Annotated in this window: 12 protein-coding genes; 4 read left to right on the top strand and 8 right to left on the bottom strand. The window is 57.8% G+C overall.

The window, feature by feature from the left end; genetic code table 11:
• Positions 1-18: 18 nt before the first annotated feature.
• Positions 19-771: a CPBP family intramembrane glutamic endopeptidase gene (locus FBR45_RS14205; protein WP_171044895.1), complete on the bottom strand. Its 753-nt coding sequence runs from the start codon at positions 769-771 to the stop codon at positions 19-21.
• A gap of 237 nt (positions 772-1008) precedes the next feature.
• Here FBR45_RS14205 and FBR45_RS14200 point away from each other — a divergent pair, with 237 nt between their 5' ends.
• A complete protein-coding gene (locus FBR45_RS14200; protein ID WP_138503447.1) occupies positions 1009-3969 on the top strand; it encodes an FAD-binding and (Fe-S)-binding domain-containing protein in 2961 nt (986 codons plus the stop codon).
• A 65-nt stretch (positions 3970-4034) separates the two neighbouring features.
• Here the strand turns inward: FBR45_RS14200 and FBR45_RS14195 are convergent, their stop codons facing one another.
• The 3 genes from FBR45_RS14195 to FBR45_RS14185 all read right to left on the bottom strand — a co-directional run bounded on the left by FBR45_RS14195 (position 4035) and on the right by FBR45_RS14185 (position 10152).
• Positions 4035-5189: an efflux RND transporter periplasmic adaptor subunit gene (locus tag FBR45_RS14195; RefSeq protein ID WP_138503445.1), complete on the bottom strand. Its 1155-nt coding sequence runs from the start codon at positions 5187-5189 to the stop codon at positions 4035-4037.
• 11 nt (positions 5190-5200) lie between these two features.
• Positions 5201-9601 (bottom strand): CusA/CzcA family heavy metal efflux RND transporter, encoded by a 4401-nt coding sequence (locus FBR45_RS14190; protein WP_138503443.1) that lies wholly within the window; start codon positions 9599-9601, stop codon positions 5201-5203.
• Positions 9602-9756: 155 nt separating this feature from the next.
• A complete protein-coding gene (locus FBR45_RS14185) occupies positions 9757-10152 on the bottom strand; it encodes a hypothetical protein (RefSeq protein WP_138503441.1) in 396 nt (131 codons plus the stop codon).
• A 71-nt stretch (positions 10153-10223) separates the two neighbouring features.
• Here FBR45_RS14185 and FBR45_RS14180 point away from each other — a divergent pair, with 71 nt between their 5' ends.
• Entirely contained in the window at positions 10224-10778 is a 555-nt protein-coding gene (locus FBR45_RS14180) for a hypothetical protein (RefSeq protein WP_138503439.1), read from the top strand.
• A gap of 231 nt (positions 10779-11009) precedes the next feature.
• Here the strand turns inward: FBR45_RS14180 and FBR45_RS14170 are convergent, their stop codons facing one another.
• Positions 11010-12422: an APC family permease gene (locus tag FBR45_RS14170; RefSeq protein WP_246082240.1), complete on the bottom strand. Its 1413-nt coding sequence runs from the start codon at positions 12420-12422 to the stop codon at positions 11010-11012.
• Positions 12423-12613: 191 nt separating this feature from the next.
• Here FBR45_RS14170 and FBR45_RS14165 point away from each other — a divergent pair, with 191 nt between their 5' ends.
• Positions 12614-13261 carry a hypothetical protein gene (locus tag FBR45_RS14165; protein ID WP_138503435.1) on the top strand — a complete coding sequence of 216 codons (648 nt, stop codon included), beginning with the start codon at positions 12614-12616 and terminating at the stop codon, positions 13259-13261.
• A 62-nt stretch (positions 13262-13323) separates the two neighbouring features.
• Here FBR45_RS14165 and FBR45_RS14160 read toward each other — a convergent pair whose 3' ends face one another.
• The gene (locus FBR45_RS14160; protein ID WP_138503424.1) at positions 13324-16338 is read right to left on the bottom strand and encodes a carboxypeptidase-like regulatory domain-containing protein; all 3015 of its coding nucleotides are present in this window, start codon (positions 16336-16338) and stop codon (positions 13324-13326) included.
• A 717-nt stretch (positions 16339-17055) separates the two neighbouring features.
• Between FBR45_RS14160 and FBR45_RS14155 the strand changes: the two genes are divergently transcribed.
• Positions 17056-18402 (top strand): Gfo/Idh/MocA family protein, encoded by a 1347-nt coding sequence (locus FBR45_RS14155; protein ID WP_138503422.1) that lies wholly within the window; start codon positions 17056-17058, stop codon positions 18400-18402.
• Between the two features lie 79 nt (positions 18403-18481).
• Here FBR45_RS14155 and FBR45_RS14150 read toward each other — a convergent pair whose 3' ends face one another.
• Complete coding sequence (locus FBR45_RS14150) at positions 18482-19324, bottom strand: hypothetical protein (protein WP_138503420.1); 843 nt, start codon at positions 19322-19324, stop codon at positions 18482-18484.
• 16 nt (positions 19325-19340) lie between these two features.
• The gene (locus tag FBR45_RS26505) at positions 19341-20204 is read right to left on the bottom strand and encodes a hypothetical protein (RefSeq protein ID WP_212748629.1); all 864 of its coding nucleotides are present in this window, start codon (positions 20202-20204) and stop codon (positions 19341-19343) included.
• Positions 20205-20207 lie beyond the last annotated feature (3 nt).

The raw sequence follows: 20207 nt of genomic DNA, 5'->3' as shown, positions 1-20207 counted from the left end.
TTTAGGGGCCGGGCTGGGTCAGTGATGTTCAGGCAGAGTAGCCTCGGTACGCACCATGGTAGCGGTCTGGTTTGCTGGCCAGGTAATCAACAGAACAATAATTGCCCCAATAACAACCCACGAATAAGGGGTAGGCAGGCTCGTTTTGGTGAGGGCGTGCAGGCAGACAGCCACCGCTATGGAGCGGGTTCGGGCTACGGCCGCGTTCAAACCATAGGCGCCAATCAGGATCATGCCCAGAAACGTAAGTGCGAAGTTCAGGTCCAGCAAGTCTTTATAGAACACAAAATGCCAGCCGAACCAGAGCAGCCCGCCCACTAAAGCCCTCGTTATGACGGGCAGCGGCAGCAGCGCTTCGTACAGGAACCCACGCCACCCCCATTCTTCGCCGGCGCAGTACACCAGTACCGACAGGGTGAACAGCAGGTGTCGGGTTAAAGAGTCGGCCGTGGCAGCATGGCCCATACTGGCCGCTATCAGCCAGCCCAGTGGCAAGAGGGCTGTCATCAGCCACGCCCGCAGCGGCTGTGCCCCCGCCCAGGATACTTGTCTGACCCGCCGAAATACGAGCAAACCGGCCAGCAACGGTCCCAGCGACACCGGAATACTGGTATCAATCATACGGGCGGCCCAGCTCCCGGCGGGCATCAGCACCCCGGCCAGGTAACTACCTCCCCAGGATATCAAACAGGCCAGGAGCCAGAACATACCGATGCGTTTCAAGTCAAGAGCACGGAGATCATTAGATAAATGAGCAGGATGGAGACTCATAGCGAGGGGGGTAGTAAGCATTGTACCAGTACATTAGAACGATAATCGACAAAATATAAGGTTTCCGGGTATACCGCGCAACCAGGCACCGGTTAACACTATCGGGCGAATAGGTTGTCAACGCCCAAACAACGCGCAGCCAGACCGTAAGCCTATGCCGAATCTGCTTCACCAGCCGATCTGTTGCGGTTCTTTTCCTTATCTTTACCGTCCGATTCCCGCTTCTATTTGCCTGCGATGCCCACAACAATTGACCAGCCGTTCGATGAGTTGAAGACCCGCCTGACGGGCGATTTCTTTACGGATACCACCCATCGAACGCTCTATGCCACCGACGCATCGGCCTACCGCGAGATGCCGACGGCCGTGGCAGTTCCCAAGACCATCGACGACCTCAAAACGCTCATCGCCTTCGCGCGTGAGCACAAGCTCTCGCTCATTCCGCGTACGGCGGGTACGTCGCTGGCGGGGCAGGTCGTTGGCGCCGGTATCGTGGTCGACGTATCGAAGCATTTTACGCAGATTCTGGAAGTGAACGCCGAAGAGCGCTGGGTACGCGTGCAGCCCGGCGTCGTGCGCGATGAGCTGAACCGGTTTCTGAAGCCCTACGGCCTGTATTTCGGTCCCGAAACCTCAACGGCCAACCGGGCCATGATTGGCGGTATGGTTGGCAACAACTCCTGCGGCTCCAACTCGGTCGTCTATCGCGATACGCGCAACCATACCCTGTCGGTGAAGGCGCTGCTGGCCGACGGCTCCGAAGCGGAGTTTGGCCCCATGAGCGGCTGGGACTTCACCAAACAGGTCAGCGCAGCCAGCCGCAAAAACGGGTCTGCTACCCTGGCCGATACCATCCTGCTCAAAACCAGCGCTATCCTCTCCGACCCGGCCAACCAGGACGAAATCCGGCGCAACTTCCCCAAACGTACCATCGAACGGCGCAACACCGGCTACGCCCTCGACGAGGTGCTGGAGATGGAACCGTTTACACCAACCGGCCCGCCGTTTAACCTGGCCAAGTTCATTGCCGGCTCCGAAGGTACGCTCTGTTTCCTGACCGAAATCAAGCTGAACCTGGTGCCGCTGCCACCCAAAGAAACCGGGCTGGTCTGCGTTCATTGCCACTCCATCGATGAGTCGCTGCGCGCTACGCTGGTGGCCCTGAACTACGGCCCCTACGCCGTTGAGCTCATCGACGATATTATTCTGGAACGGGCCGACGAGAACGCCGAGCAGCGGAAAAACTCGTTTTTCGTGCAGAAAACGCCAACCAACCATTTCCCCATCATTCTGGTCGTTGACCTCTCGCGCGATACCCGCGCCGAGATCGAGCAGCTGGCCGCGCAGATGGAAGCCGAGATGCGGGCGGCCGGACTAGGTTACCATTTCCCGCTCCTGTTCGGCGACGATACCAAAAAAATCTGGACGCTCCGCAAAGCCGGTCTGGGCCTGCTGGGCAACCTCCCCGGCGACGAAAAGGCGGTGGCGGTCATTGAAGATACGGCCGTTGACGTGCGCGACCTGCCCGACTACATCCGCGAGTTCAACGAGATTCTGCGGAAACACAACATGACGTCGGTTCACTACGCCCATGCCGGGTCGGGGGAGCTGCACCTGCGGCCAATCATCAACCTGAAAACCGCCGAAGGCCATCGGCAGTACCGACTCATTGCCGAAGAAATAGCCACGCTCGTCAAGAAATATAACGGCTCCCTCTCCGGCGAACACGGCGACGGGCGGCTGCGGGGGGAGTTTATTCCGCAGATGGTTGGGCCGCATAACTACGAGCTGATGCGGCAGATCAAGCACACCTGGGACCCCGACGGCATCTTCAACCCCGGCAAGATTGTAGAAACGCCCCCCATGGATACGTTTCTGCGCTACGAAGCCGGGCAGCAGACGCCCAGCTTCCAGACCTATTTCCGTTATCACAATCAGGACGTGCTGCAGCATGCCGAGCAGTGCAACGGCTCGGGCGACTGCCGCAAAACCCAATCGTCGGGCGGAACGATGTGCCCCAGCTACATGGCCACCCGCAACGAAAAAGACACCACGCGGGCGCGGGCCAACATCCTGCGCGAGATGCTGACCCACTCGCCGAAAGACAACCGCTTCGACCACGAAGAAATCAAGCAGGTATACGACCTCTGTCTGTCGTGCAAAGGCTGTAAGAACGAATGCCCGTCAAACGTAGACGTAGCCAAGCTGAAGGCCGAGTTTCTGCAGCATTACTACGACACCAACGGCGTACCGATCCGGTCGCGGCTGATTGCCAACTTCACCCGGCTGGCGGGGCTGGCCAGCTACGTACCCTGGGCCTGGAACGGGGTGCTGGGAACACCCGCTCTCCGGCGTATTGCCAACCGCATTGTCGGTTTCCACCCCGACCGGACCATGCCGCTGCTGGGAAAAACGACCGTGCGGGCCTGGAGCCAGCGCCAGGCCGTTGCCAAGCCCCAGGGGGCGGCTCCGCGGTTTTATCTCTTCTGCGACGAGTTTACGAACTATAACGATGTAGAGGTTGGCAAGAAAGCCATCGAACTGTTCCGACGGCTGGGCTACGAGGTGCTCATTCCCGAACATGGCGAAAGCGGCCGGGCGGCTCTGTCGAAGGGGATGCTGAAATACGCCAAAACCCTGGCCGAGCGTAATATCCGCGCCCTGAGCCAGCTCATCACCGCCGAAACCCCCCTGGTCGGGCTGGAACCATCGGCCATCCTGACCTTCCGCGACGAATACCCCGACCTGGTCGATGAATCGCTGGTGGCCGATGCGAAACGGATTGCCGAACACGCGCTGACGTTTGAGGAGTTCATAGCACGCGAGTCCGACGCGGGACGCATCCGCCCCGAGCAGTTCACCGACGAAACCCGGCTCATCAAGCTCCACGGCCACTGTCAGCAGAAAGCCGTATCGTCGCTGGTGCCGGGGAAGAAGTCGCTCTCGCTGCCTAAAAATTACACAGTACAGCTGATTCCGTCGGGCTGCTGCGGCATGGCGGGTTCGTTTGGCTACGAAGCCGAGCATTATGAGGTATCGATGAAGATCGGGGAGCTGGTGCTGTTCCCGACGGTTCGTCAGCAACCCGACGAGGTCATCATTGCCGCGCCGGGCACTTCCTGCCGCCACCAGATCCACGACGGCACCGGCCGAACCGCCCAACACCCCGCCGAAATTCTCTTCGACGCGCTGAAATAAAAAAGGTAGTGGTGGTACGACTTGCGGGTCATGCCATCACTACCGTCTTCAGTAAGCACCAGACTCTATTCCTCTTCTTCGCCTTCACCTTTCATCAGCTCGGCTTCGAGCAGGTAGGCTCCTTTAATCACGACTTTTGACAGATCGGCCGGCGTTATGACTTCGAGTCGGCCATTTTCGGCAATGCCCAGCCGTACCGGAATCCGTTTATAGGTTCGGGGTTCGCTGGTAGCTACGAAAACAAAACCGTTCTGCCCTTTCCGGACAACGGCATCTTCGGGCAGGGTCGTGGCCAGGCGCGCGCCCGTCAGGATACGGGCGTTCAGGAACATGCCGGGAATGAGCCGGGCCTCCTGCGCTTCGTTGTCGACATGCCCATGTACGGTAATGGTTCGGGCCTCGCCTTCGAACGCCTTTCCAACCAGATACACCCGACCGCGGAGGGTTCCCGACCCCAGTTTCGGATCGGCAAGCTCGATCACCTGTCCGTTCTTCACCTTGTAGGCATCGGCTTCGTAGACACTCAGTTCGAGGTGCTTGTGCGACTGGTCCATGACCTGAAACAACACATCGGCCGTAGCTACCTGCTGACCCAGATGCACGGAAGACACGGTGACGTATCCCGCCACCGGCGACGTTATCCGCATCACCGGCGACAACTTCCCCGACTGCAACGACTCGACCGACGTGCCCAGCGTGCGGAGCTTGAGCGCCAGCGAGCTGACCAGCGCCCGGTTGCTGCCGTAGTCGGCTTCGACCTGCTCCAGTCGCTTACGGGCGCCCACGTCTTCGCTGATCAGCGTCTGCTGCCGTTTCAGCTCGGCCTGCTGATAGGCTAACTGACTGACCGCCTGGAGGTAGTCCTGCTGCATTTGAATATAGTCGAGACTTTGCAGGGTGGCCAGGGTAGCCCCTTTCCCGACGCGCTGACCGGGTAATACATTTACGCTCTTGATCACCCCGCCAATCAGCGGACTGATCGACGCCATGTACTGCGGAGGCACGTCAACGGTTCCCGTCGTTTTCACCTCGTCGTTTATGGTTGTCTGGCTGGCCGGCCCCAGCTGCAGCCCTATGGCCTTCAGCTGGCCGGGGGTAAGCGTGATCTGGTCGGCGGGCCCGGCGGCAGGCGTTTCTTCGGCCGCACCCTCTTCGTTTTTTTGCGGGGTATTACAGGCCAGCAGGGCCAGGGTCGTATAGAAAATCAGGCTATATTTCATCAATATGGTCGTTAGTCGATGCCCAGCAGCTGCTCAGCCTGGATCACCACGGTGGTATAGTTAAACAAGGCGCTGAGGTACTGCTCTTCAATGGCAAACGCCTGCTGAATCGCCTGAAAAAACTCAACGTAATCGATTTCGCCCGCGCGGTAGCTGCGCAGGGCCGTCGATTGGATCAGCCGGGCCTGGGGCAGCGCGGCTTCGTCGAAATAAGCGAGCGAGGCCCGCAGCGTTTCGGCATTGCGCTGCAGAATAGCCAGCTGGCCCGTCAGCTGCGTTTGCGCGTACTGAAAGTTAGCGTCGGTCAGCTGCTCGTTGATGCGGGCGGCTGCAATCCGGGCTTTGGTGGCCTGTGCGAACAGTGGAAACGACAGCCCGGCCTGCAGCACGTTGAAACTCAGCTCCCGGTTGATCGACTGGTTGTAATAGCCGACCAGCAGATCGGGCTTGAGCCGCTGCCGCTCCAGGTAGGTCTGGTTGCGGCTGATGGTCCGCTCCTGTTGCAGAACTGCCAGCGCCGGGTTGGTATCGGCCACCGGCCCGGCATCGGCCGTAGCCAGTGGTGTTCCGGCGGGCAGGTCGCGCCGGAGGGCTATTGTCGTATCGATCGTTACCGGGTCGGGCGTGTTGATCAGCAGCTGCAATGCCCGGGCGTGGGCCTCTATGTCGGCCCGGAGGGTAAGCTGGCGCAGCCGCACGCTTTGCAGGCGCGTATCGGCCGATACCTGCTCGAGCCGATTGGTTTCGCCAGTTTTATACCGTACACCAGCCGCCCGGGCCGCATTCTGGAACAGGCTGTCCTGCCGGCGCAGCAGCGTGGCAAGCTGGTTATCGAACAGCAGCTGATAATAGGCCTGCTTCACACTGGCGGCCAGTTGCAGCCGCCGGAGAGCCAGCCGCCGTTCGGCCGCCGTGGCGGTGCTCTGGTACAACTGCCGCTGCGCCCGGTAGAACGACGGCAGCGCGAACGACTGCGTAACCCCCACAATGTAATCGGTTGGCTGAGCCTGGGTTTGCCCGACCTGAACCTCAACGCCGGTTTTGGCCGGGTCGAAGGCCGATCCGATCAGGGCCCGCTGGCTCTCGGCTTCGAGCGCACTACCGCGCAGCAGCAAACTCTGCCGACTGGCCGTCTCTACGGCCTGCCCCAGGTTGAGCCGGTTTGTCTGGCCGCTGGCCGAGGTAGCCAGGCCCAGGAGCAGCACCAGTCCCAGGGCGGTGGGCAAAGGTTTGGATAACGGATTCTGGCGTTTTCTTGTCCAACCCGCAACCAGGCTGTATAATACCGGCAGCACCACCAGCGTCAGCAGCGTAGCGGTAATCAGGCCACCGATCACGACCGTAGCCAGTGGCTTCTGCACCTCCGCCCCGGCCGATGTCGACAGCGCCATCGGCAGAAATCCCAGCGACGCTACGGCCGCCGTCATGATCACCGGCCGGAACCGGACCCGCAGCCCGTGCAGTATCCGGTCGTAGACGGTTTGGTCTCCCTGCTTTTCGAGCTCGTTCAGATAACCGATCAGCACGATTCCGTTCAGCACGGCCACCCCGAACAGCGCAATGAAGCCAACCCCCGCCGAAATGCTGAACGGCATATCGCGCAGCCACAACGCCAGCACGCCCCCCACAGCCGCCAGCGGAATGGAGCTAAAGATCAGCAGCGCATACGTCAGCGAGTTGAACGTGGCGAAAAGCAGCACAAAAATCAGGAACAGGGCCACAGGAACGGCAATGCTGAGCCGTTCTTTGGCTTTCTCAAGGTTTTCGAATGCCCCGCCATAGGTGTAGTAATAGCCGGGCGGGAGTTTGATTCGGGGTTCGATCTGGCTGCGGATGTCGTTGACCACGCTCTCCACATCACGGCCCCGGATACTGACCCCAATCGTGATGCGTCGTTTGGTGCCGTCGTGCGAAATCTGCGCCGGGGCCTGAATGTAGCTCACCGTGGCCACCTCACTCAACGGAACGCTTCCGCCCTGCGGCAGAGGAACGTACAGCCCGCTCAGGTCGGTCAGGCCCTGTCGGCTGGTGCTGGCCAGCCGCACCACCATATCGTACCGGCGCTCGCCTTCGTAAACCGGGCCAGTAATTTCGCCCGCAAAACCCGCCTTGATCAGCCGGTTCACGTCGGCCACCGCCAATCCGTACTGCACCAGCCGCGCGCGGTCGTACTGCACGTTGATCTGCGGCAGACCAACCGTCTGCTCGACCCGCAGCCCGGCCACGCCCGGCACCGCTTCGATGAGTCGACCGGCCGCGCTGGCCCGCTCGAACAGCGTTTGCAGATCGTCGCCGAAGATTTTGACGACAATGTCGGACTTAACGCCCGTAATCATTTCGTTGAAGCGCATCTGAATCGGTTGGGTAAACTCAACACTGGCCCCCGGCACTTCCTGCGCCAGCACCGCGCCCATTTTTTCGGCCATATCGTCGCGGTCGGTCGCGTTGGTCCAGTCGGCCCGGTCTTTCATCGTGAGCATGAGGTCTACCTGTTCAACGGGCATCGGGTCGGTCGGGATTTCGGAGGCTCCGATGCGTCCTACAATCTGTTTCAGTTCGTGAAAATGGGTACGGAGGGCTTTCTGCGCTTTGAGCGACGCGTCGATGGTAGCCGAGAGCGACGTGCCCGACGGCATCCGAAAGTCGATGGCCATATCGCCCTCGTCGAGCTGCGGGATAAACTCACCCCCCAGCTGCCCAAACAGCAGCATCACCCCGGCCAGCATCGCCAGCGCCACCGCTACCGTCGTTTTCCGCCAGCGCAGGGCCAGTCTGGCCAGAGGCTCATACTGTCGGTAGAGCCAGTCCATCAGCCGGTCCGACAGGGTACGGCGGGTGTCGAGCGTTTTGGGCAGCAGCAGGGCCGACATCATTGGCACATACGTCAGCGACAGCACCAGCGCAGCCAGGATGGCAAACCCTACCGTTTCGGCCATCGGGCGGAACATCTTACCCTCAATACCCGTCAGCGACAAAATCGGCAGGTATACGATCAGGATGATAATCTCGCCGAAGGCAGCCGACCGCCGAATAGCCGACGCCGACTCGAACACCGCTTCGTCCATTTCTAATTGCGTGAATGAGCGATTGGGTGACTGAGTGAGTGAAGAAGAGCTACCGGCCGAGCCAAGCTTTGAAAAGTGGTGAAGTACGGCTTCGACGATGATAATTGACCCGTCGACAATCAGGCCGAAGTCAATAGCGCCCAGGCTCATCAGGTTAGCCGACAAACCCAGCGTTTTCATCATGCCAAGCGTGAAGAGCATGGCCAGCGGAATAACCGACGCCACGATGAGCCCCGCCCGCCAGCTGCCCATTAGCAGCAGCAGCACCGTTACCACGATCAGCCCCCCTTCAACCAGGTTGCGGGTAACGGTAGTGATGGTTTTACCGATCAGTTTGGTCCGGTCGATGAACGGCACAATTTTGACGCCTTCCGGCAACGACGCCTGGATACGCCCGATGCGCTCTTTTACGCCCCGGATCGTCGTTTCGGAGTCGGCTCCTTTCAGCATCAGCACGATACCACCCACAGCCTCGCCGTTGCCGTTGCGGGTCAGCGCCCCGAACCGGACCGCATGCCCGAACCGAACCGTGGCCACGTTCCCGATCCGCACCGGCACCGATGTGCTGCCGGGGCCATCGTGGCTGGTACGGACAATGATGTTTTCTATGTCTTTCAGCGACGAGACGGCCCCTTCGCCCCGGATAAAATAGGCCTGGCTGTTGCGTTCGATGTACGACCCACCCGTGTTGGCGTTGTTGCGGGCCATGGCGTCGGCCAGTTCGGTGAGGGTGATGCCCGCAGCCCGCAGCCGGTCGGGATCAACGGCCACCTCGTACTGCTTCAGAAAGCCGCCGAAACTGCTGATCTCGATCACGCCCGGAATACCCGCCAGCTGGCGCTTTACGATCCAGTCCTGAATACTACGCAGCTCCGTCAGCGAATATTTGCCTTCGTAGCCCGGCTGCGGCACCAGCGTATACTGATAAATTTCGCCCAGCCCCGTAGTGATCGGCGCCAGGAACGGCCGCCCATAATCGGCCGGAATGTCTTTGAGCGCATTCTGCATCTGCTCCGACACCAGTTGCCGGGCTTCGAGCATGTCGGTTTCTTCGGTAAAAACGACCGTCAGCACCGACAGGCCGAGCTTGGACACTGACCGGATTTCCTCGACGTTCTGGAGGTTAGCCATGGCCAGTTCCAGCGGGGTGGTCACAAACCGCTCGGCCTCCTGAGCGGCCAGGGCCGGCGTTTGGGTGATAACAACGACCTGGTTGTTGGTTATATCGGGAACGGCGTCGATAGGCAGGTTCCAGGCCGAATAGCCGCCCCAGCCCACAAGCGCCAGCACGAAGGCGCCAATGACAAGTTTGTTCCGAATACTGAATCGGATGATAGCATCAAACATGAATACAGGAAAGACACAGACCGGCAGAACGGCCTGATGAACAAGCAGTACAGGTACGCAGGGAGACACAGCCATCGGTCAATACCGAGCGCCATGGCAACGACCGGCCGCATCAACACGACCGAAACCAAAGAAGCAGGATAAACAATACGGAGTCAGGCCAGCGCGCGTGGGGGCTGAAGCAGCGACGTAAACACCTGACGGGCATTCATCAGCCGCAGCCGGAACATCGCCACCGACAATCGTTCCAGTACAAACGGCTCGCTACAGGTCAGGAAAACGACGGGTACAAAATCGTAGGCCGATGCGCTCCCATCGAACGATGGCAGGCGGTTGTGGCTATGTTTAGGTGCTTTGCAGTGCTGCGAATCCGGCAGGTAGTGCTCGGTCAGGAACGACCAGAACGTCAGCGGTTGTCCTTCTTCCCGTTCGTGCTGATGATAATGAGTAAGCAATTCGGGCAGTCGAACCACCTGCTCGGCGCTCATTGGCGGCAGTAAACTCCCGGCAAAGAGCATGAGGGCCAGCGCAACTGACAAAAACTGCTTCATAGACAACGGCTTTTTATTCGCTGATTTTACGGCTAATTTAGCAAAGTTCTGTCCCGATAACGCCATTGATTATGAAATCGTTGTTCGTCCGGATGCTAGCCACGCTATTTGGAATAGGTCTATGGCTCTCGTTTCCGGGCTCAGCCGGGGCGCAGGACTTTCCGCAATCGTGGTACGGCCAGTGGCGCGGGCCGCTGCTCATCCGATCGGCCCAGGGCACCACCCAAACCGTAGCCATGCAGCTCGACATTGGTCCCATAGACGCCGATCGGGCTAGCTTTGTCATTACCTATACAACCGGTAACCAGATCGACACCCGCGCCTACGAGCTCATCACGATAGACGCCAAACGGGGCCAGTACGTAATCGATGAGAAAAATGGGGTTCGGATCAACCAATACCGGCTCGGCAATCGGCTGCTCTGCCAGTTCGACCTGGCAACCAACCGCCTGAAAACCGCCTACGAGCTGACCGGCCCCAACACGCTCACGTTCGAGGTGATGACCAGCGGCCCGTTATCCGGCAGCTCCGCCAGTGGGCCAGTACCGAGAGGGCAAGCTGCACCTTCGTCAGTTTCTAGCTATCCGGCCAACGGGTTTCAGCGGGCCGTGCTGCAACGGCAGTAGCGTTTGTCAGCTCAGAAGTGGTACGGAATCTGCGGACTCGGATGCGGCATCCGCCAATGGTCCGGATCTTCGTACTGGTACGCCTGATCGACCTGATTCAGCCGAACGGCGTATACAACTCTAATGCGTTTGTGGAGTGTTCAGGGCCACAGTCCTCAGTAGTCATACGGAGTAAAGGTAGCCCGGCTACAGTCGTCGACCAGTGTAAATAGAAGTTATGCTACAACATAATCACGTAATTGAAGGAACGTCTGTTTTTGCGAATGGCCATTCCTTCCGGAAGCGCGTCGACAGCAGAAAGGCCACTACACCCAACCCCATAACGATCAGCCCCGAACGCATGAAGGCCCAGCCGGTTGAATAGAAAATAAACAGCCAGACACCGATTGCCAGGAGTACCGGCAACGGGTAGAGCGGCATTCGAAACGGAAAATCCGCGGCCCGGCGCCCCCGTCTGCGGTGCAGCAGCAGCAACCCCACGGCCTGCCCCACGAACTGCACCACAATACGCATGGCCAGAATAGCTGTGATGACATCGCCCAGTCGGAACAGCAGGCTGAACACGAAACCCAGCCCCCCCAGCAACAAGAGCGACACGTAGGGAAACTGCCGCGTAGGATGCAGCCGGGCGAAGATTCGGAAAAACTGCCCATCGACGGCGGCCGCGTAGGGCACCCGCGAATACCCCAGCAGCACGGCAAACAGCGACGAAAACGCCACTATCAGCACCAGCACCGTAGCCAGCCGGGCCGCTCCGGACCCGTAAATTGTTTCAACGAAGGTACTCACGATGAAGGTGCTCTCCTGCGCCTGCCGCCAGGGCACCACGCTCACTACGCTGATGTTCATGAGCAGATACAGCAGAGCGATACCCACTACCGAAATAAACATACTGGCCGGAATATTTCGGGCTGGGCGCTGGATCTCACCACCGAGGTGACAGATATTGTAGTACCCCAGATAACAGTAGATGGTTTTGACCGAAGCCTGCCCCAGTCCGGCCGCCAGCAGCCCGCCACTCAGCGACCCCATGGCTCCGAACGTTTCGCTGAGTGGCACCCGGATATGGGTCAGCCCCCCCACAATGATCCAGCCAAGAGTGAGCAGCACAGCCCCCCACATAACCAGCCCGATCCGACCGACGGAGTCGATCTTGCGGTACAGCAGCGCAATGATCAGCAGCACGACGCCACCCGACACCACCCGATGCTGCCACTCGTTGAGCGGCACCAGATAGGATGCGTACTGCGCAAACCCGATGGCGCCGGACGCCACCACCAGCGGAGCCTGAATAAGCGTTTGCCAGACGTACAGGAACGAGAGCAGACGGCCCCAGCGCCGTTCGCCGTACGAAATCTTCAGGAAGTTATAGCTGCCACCCGCCTGGGGGAAGGCCGCACCCAGCTCGGCCCAGACAAAGGCATCGATCAGCGAAACGACCGCTCCCAGTACCCAGGCCCATAAAAACAGCGGACCGCCCAGCGTTTTTATGACCAGCGGCAGCACCACAAACGGTCCGATACCAACCATGTCGATCATGTTCAGCGCGGTACCCTGTACGAGCGTCAGCTGCCGGGGCAGCGCCCCCCCCGAATCGGGAGTAGGTATGGGACGAGAAGATTCAGAAGGCGTAGAATCGATCAATCCGGTAACGGATAAAAGAAGACAAAAGGATATCTACCGACCAACGGCTAAACCCGCCCCAAAAGTTCGCCGGTGGCGAGGCCGCTACCTCACTCGACTCCAGGCAGCCTGTTGATTAAAGAACAAATACTATAGACTAAGGTTAAATTAGATGAAACAGGTGTTTACGGTTTCGTTCTAACTCAATCGGTATGAAAAAGGCAATCATTCTCAGCGCAGCTCTGGCCATGGGCATAGCCCTCGACTCGGCCGGACAAAGCAAGTCTGGTAAAACGAGCAACGGCGGCATTGTATCGCAACAGGGCGGGGCCACCAAGCAGAGCAGCCAGTCGACTACGGCAACGGCAACGCCCGTTGAGGGTCTGGAGCGTCGGGGCAGTGGCAAAATGTCTTCGGGGGTCAGTCGCAACGGCAACACCAACTTATCGCCCAACCAACCCACCAATGCGCAGGGCAGTACCTCACAGGGCTCAGCCAGTGTACCATCGGGGGGCGGAGCGAAAGGTACGCGCGTAGCCGAATCGAAATTGAAAAGTTCGGCAACAGAAGCCAAGAGTACGAAAAACGGTACCGCTACCGATGGTGGACTAACCAGCGGAGGCACACCTACTTACGGCGGGGCTAAAGCCAGTTCAGCGTCGACCTCGGGGTCTACGGGCGGCTCGCAGCGGCCAACCTCGGCCGCTGGTGTGCAGAAAGAGGCCAAAACCAGCGATAAGAACGTCAGCACGAACGGGCCACAGCCCACCGGCGCAGGCAAACCCGGTACCCCCGCCGGTGCTGCCGCGGGTAAGAAAGCGGGTGGCAACAGCTACCCACAGGGCGGTAAAAATCAATAGACATTCTATTAAAAAAGCCGCTTCCCAGATTGGGAAGCGGCTTTTTTTAGTGTTTGAACAGCTTAGTTGAGCAGCTCGTCGAACGTCAGGCTCAGGTAGTAGGTCGACCCAACGTAGGGGTTACCATAGGCCTGGAAGTACGGCTTGCCGAACAGGTTGGTAGCTCCCAGTTTCACAATCGACTTGATCCGCTGTACTTTATAGTTCACCTGCGCATCGAGGTTGCTGATGGCTGGCACAATGGTGTTGGTATAGAGTGGAATACCGGTTTCCGATGGCTGCGCAAAGCCTTCCCAGGTAAACGAATCCTGGTGCTTGAAGGCTACTGCAAAGCCGATGTTCGAGCCACCGACCGGGCGTTTGTTGAAGCCAACGTTCCAGCGATATTTTGGCGTATTGAACGCAGCCGTCTGCAACTCGGGTGAGGGGGTAAAGTTATTGAGGGTGTTGTTCGCAATGTTACCCGTCAGGCCGTAGCCTTTCGGCAGGGAGTAGTTCAGCCCAATAGCCCAGCCAGACGCGGTAATTTTTTCACTGCTGTTGGCAGGCAGCGAATAGGCCTGCCGTGTGCCACCCCCTAATATGCCCGAAGCCGGAATAAGTCCGTTGGCAAACGCAGCCGTGGGTTGAACCAATATAACACTTCCAATAAAGTTGGTGTACACACTGTAGTAGTAATAAGCATCCACAAAAAGACGCTTGTTAAACACCCCCCGATACCCAATCTCGTAATTAGCCACACGCTCGGGCTTGAATTCCTTCCGCTGGTACGGCTTCAGATTACCAACTACCGTGTTTATAGCCTGGCCCTGTATGGCATTCTGAGCATTGGCAGTTACCTGAGCAGTCACTGCCTGCTGAATAATTGCCGGAGCTGCTGAAGCAGGGATCTGTCCAGCCGCTACACTAGCCGACACAGCAGCCGTAACCAGCGGCAAAATCTGGGCGGTCAGTGCGTTGATTACCTGATTCTGAAAATCCCTGTTTGTGGCCAGCGTTGTTATATCGCTGCTCAGTGTTCCTAAGTCAGAACGCGAGTAGGCGTTTTGCAGACCGTAGCGCGTATAGAACTCGGGCAGACCGCCAATCAGGCGGGCGTTAGGTACCAGCAGATCGATGTACTGATTCTGGGTAGTGGGAATCCGGAAACCGGTCTGGTACGACAGCCGGAAATTGTGCTCCCCAAACGTTGCCACGGCCGATACGCGGGGCGTAAACTGACCGGCAAAGTTCTGGTTCTTGTCGTAACGCAGCGATCCGGTCAGTTTCAGGTGCTCGCTGAACAACGATTTGCTCACCTGCGCGAACCCACCAAACTCCGTAATACCGATCCGACCCGTGCGGCCTTCTACGTTGTCGGCAAACAGGGTTCCTTCCGACCCCAGACTATACTGCCGCAGGTTACCCCCAATCAGCACATCGGCAAATTTGATCTGGTTTTTGAAGTTGTATAATCCTTCAACGTGGTACAGGTTCGACTTGTCCTGAAAGGCACCACCACCCTGGTTGATGGGCGTGTTGCGCACCCGCTCGTAGAGGGTGTTGTAGGCATCGGTACCCGGTAGCGGCCGCCCCTGATCAGCCACGCCCCGCGCCGTCAGGTGAGCCGCGTCATCGGCCTGACCCGCCGAACGAGCCTGCACGTACGCGCCAACGTACTGACCAAACCAGGTTGTGCTTGGCTTCCAGGCTTCGTTGAGGAAGATACTGGCCAGTCCGGCCGTATACGACTTACCCGACCGCTCCTGGGTAGTGTAGGCCCGCAGGGTAAAGTTGTCGCCCCGCAGTTCGAGTTTACCCTGCGCCAGGCTAAAATCACGCAGCGAGTACCGGCCGGTACCCGTATACACCGTTGTGCCGAAGCCGTAATTCACCTGCCCGATCAGCTCTACTTTATCGGTAAGGCGGTAATGAACAGCGCCGTTCACTTTCAGGCTTTTGGTGTTGTAGTCGACCAGATTTACCTCCGGATACCCCGTACGGCTCACGTTCCGGTCGGGCAACAGACCGAGGGCAGCGGCTGGCAATAGCCGAGCCGTCACCAGCGACTGTCCTACCGAACGCAGGTTAGCCTGGGCTTCGTCGCCGTAGGTGTTTGTACCGTCGTAGTTGATAGCCGTTCCGGGACCGCGGTTCGGGTCGGCATTGCCTTCTACTCCATTGAGCGGGTTCAGGTTAGTGTAGTTGTTGGCCTGCCAGTCCTGCGCTTTCAGGTAGGCCAGGTTTACCTTGAACGCCAGCTTGTTGTTAAAGGCTTTGGCGTACCGGATCGACGCGTCGTAGAAGCCGGTGTTCTGCGTTGTGCGGTTCGAGGCACTCATGATTCCGGTCTTTACGTTAGCGCTCAGGCCCTGATACAGGAACGGGCTTTTACTGTTCAGCAGAATCAGCCCCTGAATGGCATTAGGCCCATAGAGCGCCGAGGCCGCACCCGGCAAAATCTCGACACTCTCGATGTCCTGCTCCGGAATACCGGCAATATTGTCGACCGGGAAGTTCAGACCGGGGGCCGAGTTATCCATTCCATCAATCATCTGCACCGTACGCGGGTTACCCGTTGCGCCAAAACCGCGCATGTTGATTGATTTGAACAGCAGCCCCTGGGTAGCGATATCGACGCCTTTTACGTTGGACAGACCGTCGTAGAAGTTTGCCGAAGGGGTGCTCTGAATAGCCCGCAGATCCATTTTTTCGACCGATACCGGCGATTTCAACACGCTCTCCTCAACCCGCGATGCCGATACAACGACCTCCTGGCCCACCAGCACCTGCTCTTTCAGCGTGATGTTCAGGTTGGTTCGGTTCTCACTGATCGTGAACTCCTGCGACTGAAATCCGACGCCGGTGACCTGAATGACAAACGGGCGTTCGGTGTTGGTGGTCAGCGAGAAGTTTCCTTTTGTATCGGTAATTGTGCCGATTACCTTTCCTTTAACGGCGATGCTGATACCAGCAAGCGGTTCTTTCTGGGCGTCATCTGTTATTTTACCAGTAATCGTGCCCTGCGCCAGGGCGGCAATACTGGCTGAACAGATTACCCAAAGCACAAGCAATGAGTGGGCAATAAATTTGCTCATAGGAATTATAAAATAGACGTGGTTTATGAGATAACTGGCTAGTTTGTGCCGATAAAATTAAACATTAGCCTGAGTTTAGTACTAATTTTTCTTGCCATTTATAAATTTTTTCCCTGCTTTTGGCCGATTTGTCGTCATTTATCGATTTTAATTCACTAATTAGTCTACCATGAGTTACATATTTTCCAACTTAGATTGTTTATGGTTTTTAATTCACAGTAACTTAACAACCACACACCACGACTGGCGTAACACCGGACAGCAAACGCTCCGTATTAGTTTATGCATGGATTTAACGCCTGTTTCGGCTAGTCCGCCCCCCCCCATTTACGGCCAATGCCTTCCCACTCACCCTACTATCTATACGTATTATACGGACCGCTTTATACGCACTAACAGGATCAGGTAATTTATAACCATGGTCTGTGAGGACCCAGACCACCAAGGCGACAGCAACAAACCATCCGGATAAAAGACCTAGTACCATCCGGATAAAAGACGCAAAGGGTTGCGTCTCTACAACATGCCCATCACCGTGGTCCGTGGGGGCATGGACCACTACGCGTCAGCAACAAACCCTCCGGGCAGGAACCGCAACCGTCTGCCGAACCGGGCTTTGAGACCAGGGATGTGTAGCCTCATTCTTTGGGGCGGAAAAGTATAATACCCAACCGGTTGCCTTTTCGAATCAGGAATTTTTTCTCCCAGCCAATTGCTATGACAAACGAATCGAACCAGGACCGGCGTGGTTTCCTGAAAACATCGGGGCTACTGACAGGTGGCGCCCTGTTAAGCAGCCTTCCTTTTGGTGCTACGGCAGGTCCGGGCTACCATTTTTCAGTGAACGATACCATTAAGATTGCCCTGATCGGTTGCGGGGGCCGTGGTACCGGAGCAGCTCAACAGGCCCTGAGCACGAAACAGAACGTAAAAATCGTGGCCATGGCCGACGCCTATCGCGATCGGATCGACGACGCGTATAAGTCGCTTATGGAGCGGGGTGCCAAAGCCGCCGATGGTTCTCCTAGGGTAGAGGTGCCCGAGGATCATAAGTTTGTCGGCTTCGAGGCCTACAAGCAGGCGATCGCGCTGGCCGATGTGGTTATTCTGGCAACGCCACCGGGTTTCCGGCCCAGTCATTTCGAAGAAGCCGTTCGGCAGGGCAAGCACGTATTCATGGAGAAACCGGTAGCGACCGATGCGCCCGGAGTCCGGAAAGTGCTGGCCGCAGCGGAAGAGGCCAAGAAGAAAAAACTAAACGTTGTGGTTGGTCTACAGCGCCACTACCAGCCCGTTTACCGCGAAATGATCAAGCGTATTCACGACGGGGCGCTGGGCGACATTGTTGGTGGGCAGGTGTATTGGGTAAGTGGGGGCGTCTGGCAAAAGCCGCGTAAACCGAATCAGACCGAGATGGACTACCAGATGCGGAACTGGTATTACTTCAACTGGCTCTGTGGCGACCATATCAATGAGCAGCACATTCATAACATCGACGTAGCAAACTGGGTCAAACAGGGCTATCCGGTGTCGTGTCAGGGAACAGGCGGGCGGCAGGTTCGAAACGGGAAGGACTATGGCGAAATTTTCGACCATCACATCGTCGACTTCACCTATGCCGACGGCACCACCATCAACAGCCAGTGCCGTCATTACGAGGGCACCTACAGCATCGTTGACGAGAAATTCCTCGGCACCAAAGGAAAAATCGACACGTTTGGCCAAAAGAGCGCACTGCTACCCTACAAAGGAGCCCCCCTCTACGTTCATAACAGCAAAGCCGACGGCAACCCCTACCAGATCGAGCATGACGAACTGTTCGATGCCATTGCCAGGGGACAATACAAGTTTGCGGATGCCGAGAATGGCGCCAAAAGCACGATGACGGCCATCATGGGTCGCATGGCTACCTATTCGGGCAAGGTCGTGAAGTGGGACGAAGCGCTGAACTCGCAGATCGACCTCTTCCCGGCTACGCTTGCCTGGGACGCCATGCCGAAGAGCCTGCCCGATAAAGATGGGCTCTATCCCATTGCCGTACCGGGTAAGACGATTGCGGTCTAGGCCAACGGCCCGACGGCCGAAAACAGAAACGCCCGCTGCTGAATTACTTCGGCAGCGGGCGTTTTCGCAGGTATAAAATTTACTCGCCGATGAGAACCTTCTGGCTGAACTGCTGCCGAAAAGCCGGGCGGTTTACGGTCACGATAAAAAAGGCATCTTCGGTAGTCGGCGCGTTGATTTCGCGGCCGGCCAGCGTCTCTACTTTTTCATCGAACGACTGAAACGGCTTGCCAGACCGGCTGGTCATCTCAACCCGAACCACTTCATCGCGCGGGAAGCCCTTCAGGTACAACCGGAACTTGCCAATGGCGCTCGGGTTCGGATAGGCTACCACCCGAATCGACTTACCGGCCTCGTCGGCATCCAGCGCCAGACCCTCTGCGGTGTTTTTCACCAACAGCGGAACCAGCTGGCTGTTAACCCGCAGGTAGTCATTACCCCGTTGGTCGGCCATATAGCTCTGAAAATCGCCCCCCTTCATACCGGGTGCGCCCGAATTGGGGTCCGTGAGGTTGTCGAACAGGCGAACGTTGGCCACGTAGCCACTCTTCAGGATAAAATCGAACAGCACAAACTCTTCGCCAGCTACCAGGTCAACCTTACCACCCGGACTTGTAACGCCGTGAAAATCGAGCGCCTTTGCCGATTCAGGGCCACAAACGACCGAGTTATCGGCCCAGTCGCCCACATTAGTACTGCGCACCGCCAGCGGTTCGTTGGCGACCTCGGCCGGTAGTACCACCGATACCTGCGACGGCCCCCAGACAAAATTCTTTGCCGAAAAATCGGGCTTGGCCAGCACCTCGTAGCGATTCGACTCGGTGTTGAAGGCCAGTCGCAACTGCACCTGTGGCTGGGCCTCGGCGGCAATCATGGGGCCAGCCAGGCAAAAACTAGTGATCAGTGAATATAATGTTTTCATGTCTTTTCGAACGGGTTTATCGTAAACGACTTACCACCACCGGTACGCAGACAGCTGGCGGACAGCCACAAACCGTTATTGAAACGGCCGACGACCTTACCAGACAGCTGGCGGTTACCTGGTTGAGTGTGTTCACGCCATTAGCGACCAGATTAGCGATGCTCGCATCGTCGGTATAGGTTAATGCGTAGGCCATGTACGTACCGGCTGCCAGATCAGAGCTGTTAAACGAAGGCGAACTGGCCACTTTTACCAACTTCCCCCCCGCATCGGTCAAGACATAGCTGGTCTTGATGCCGGCGCCACTGCTGCCACCGGCTGCCTGCAGCGTGATGGTTTGCCCAACCTGATAATCGCAGGTAACCGGTCCCTGCACACAGGCTTTGAACACCAGTGCGTTTGACCAGTCCAGGCAACTCGCCGTTACAGCGCTCAGCGCGCTACCTACAGTCAGGTTGGTGGCAGCTCCCTCGAAGGTTACGGCCAGCGCCATGTAGGTAGCCGTACCGCTCAGACCCGTAAAGGTGGCGGTTGGGTTGATCTGCAAAATAGTACCATTGTTGCTGGCCAGCACATAACGCGTACTCACCGTGCCACCGCTGCTACCACCCGTACTAACCAGCATGACCGTAGAGGTAGTATAGTCGCAACTGGCTACGTCGGTCGGGCAGCCGTAGGTGTTGACGGGCGTACCGGCAGGCGTGCCTGGACATAGGTCATTGGCATCGTCTACCCCATCCGCGTCTGAATCTGCGATCCAGGTTCTGGTCAGTGACTCATTATCGTTCTCTAAACCGGAGGCCGTCACACGCTGACCGAGTGGCAGCACCACAACGGCCATGACGCTTAGCAGCCAGATATAAACTTGTTTCCTGAACATACA

The organism is Spirosoma lacussanchae, assembly GCF_005870035.1.
Classification (GTDB): domain Bacteria; phylum Bacteroidota; class Bacteroidia; order Cytophagales; family Spirosomataceae; genus Spirosoma; species Spirosoma lacussanchae.
Note: the sequence above shows the minus strand (reverse complement) of the source record. Positions and strands in the feature narration are given on the sequence as shown.

Bases quoted from the DNA above. Each gene is read 5' to 3' on its own strand.
- FBR45_RS14205 (WP_171044895.1), bottom strand. From the start codon at position 771: ATGAGTCTCCATCCTGCTCATTTATCTAATGATCTCCGTGCTCTTGAC.
- FBR45_RS14200 (WP_138503447.1), top strand. From the start codon at position 1,009: ATGCCCACAACAATTGACCAGCCGTTCGATGAGTTGAAGACCCGCCTG.
- FBR45_RS14195 (WP_138503445.1), bottom strand. From the start codon at position 5,189: ATGAAATATAGCCTGATTTTCTATACGACCCTGGCCCTGCTGGCCTGT.
- FBR45_RS14190 (WP_138503443.1), bottom strand. From the start codon at position 9,601: ATGTTTGATGCTATCATCCGATTCAGTATTCGGAACAAACTTGTCATT.
- FBR45_RS14185 (WP_138503441.1), bottom strand. From the start codon at position 10,152: ATGAAGCAGTTTTTGTCAGTTGCGCTGGCCCTCATGCTCTTTGCCGGG.
- FBR45_RS14180 (WP_138503439.1), top strand. From the start codon at position 10,224: ATGAAATCGTTGTTCGTCCGGATGCTAGCCACGCTATTTGGAATAGGT.
- FBR45_RS14165 (WP_138503435.1), top strand. From the start codon at position 12,614: ATGAAAAAGGCAATCATTCTCAGCGCAGCTCTGGCCATGGGCATAGCC.
- FBR45_RS14160 (WP_138503424.1), bottom strand. From the start codon at position 16,338: ATGAGCAAATTTATTGCCCACTCATTGCTTGTGCTTTGGGTAATCTGT.
- FBR45_RS14155 (WP_138503422.1), top strand. From the start codon at position 17,056: ATGACAAACGAATCGAACCAGGACCGGCGTGGTTTCCTGAAAACATCG.
- FBR45_RS14150 (WP_138503420.1), bottom strand. From the start codon at position 19,324: ATGAAAACATTATATTCACTGATCACTAGTTTTTGCCTGGCTGGCCCC.
- FBR45_RS26505 (WP_212748629.1), bottom strand. From the start codon at position 20,204: ATGTTCAGGAAACAAGTTTATATCTGGCTGCTAAGCGTCATGGCCGTT.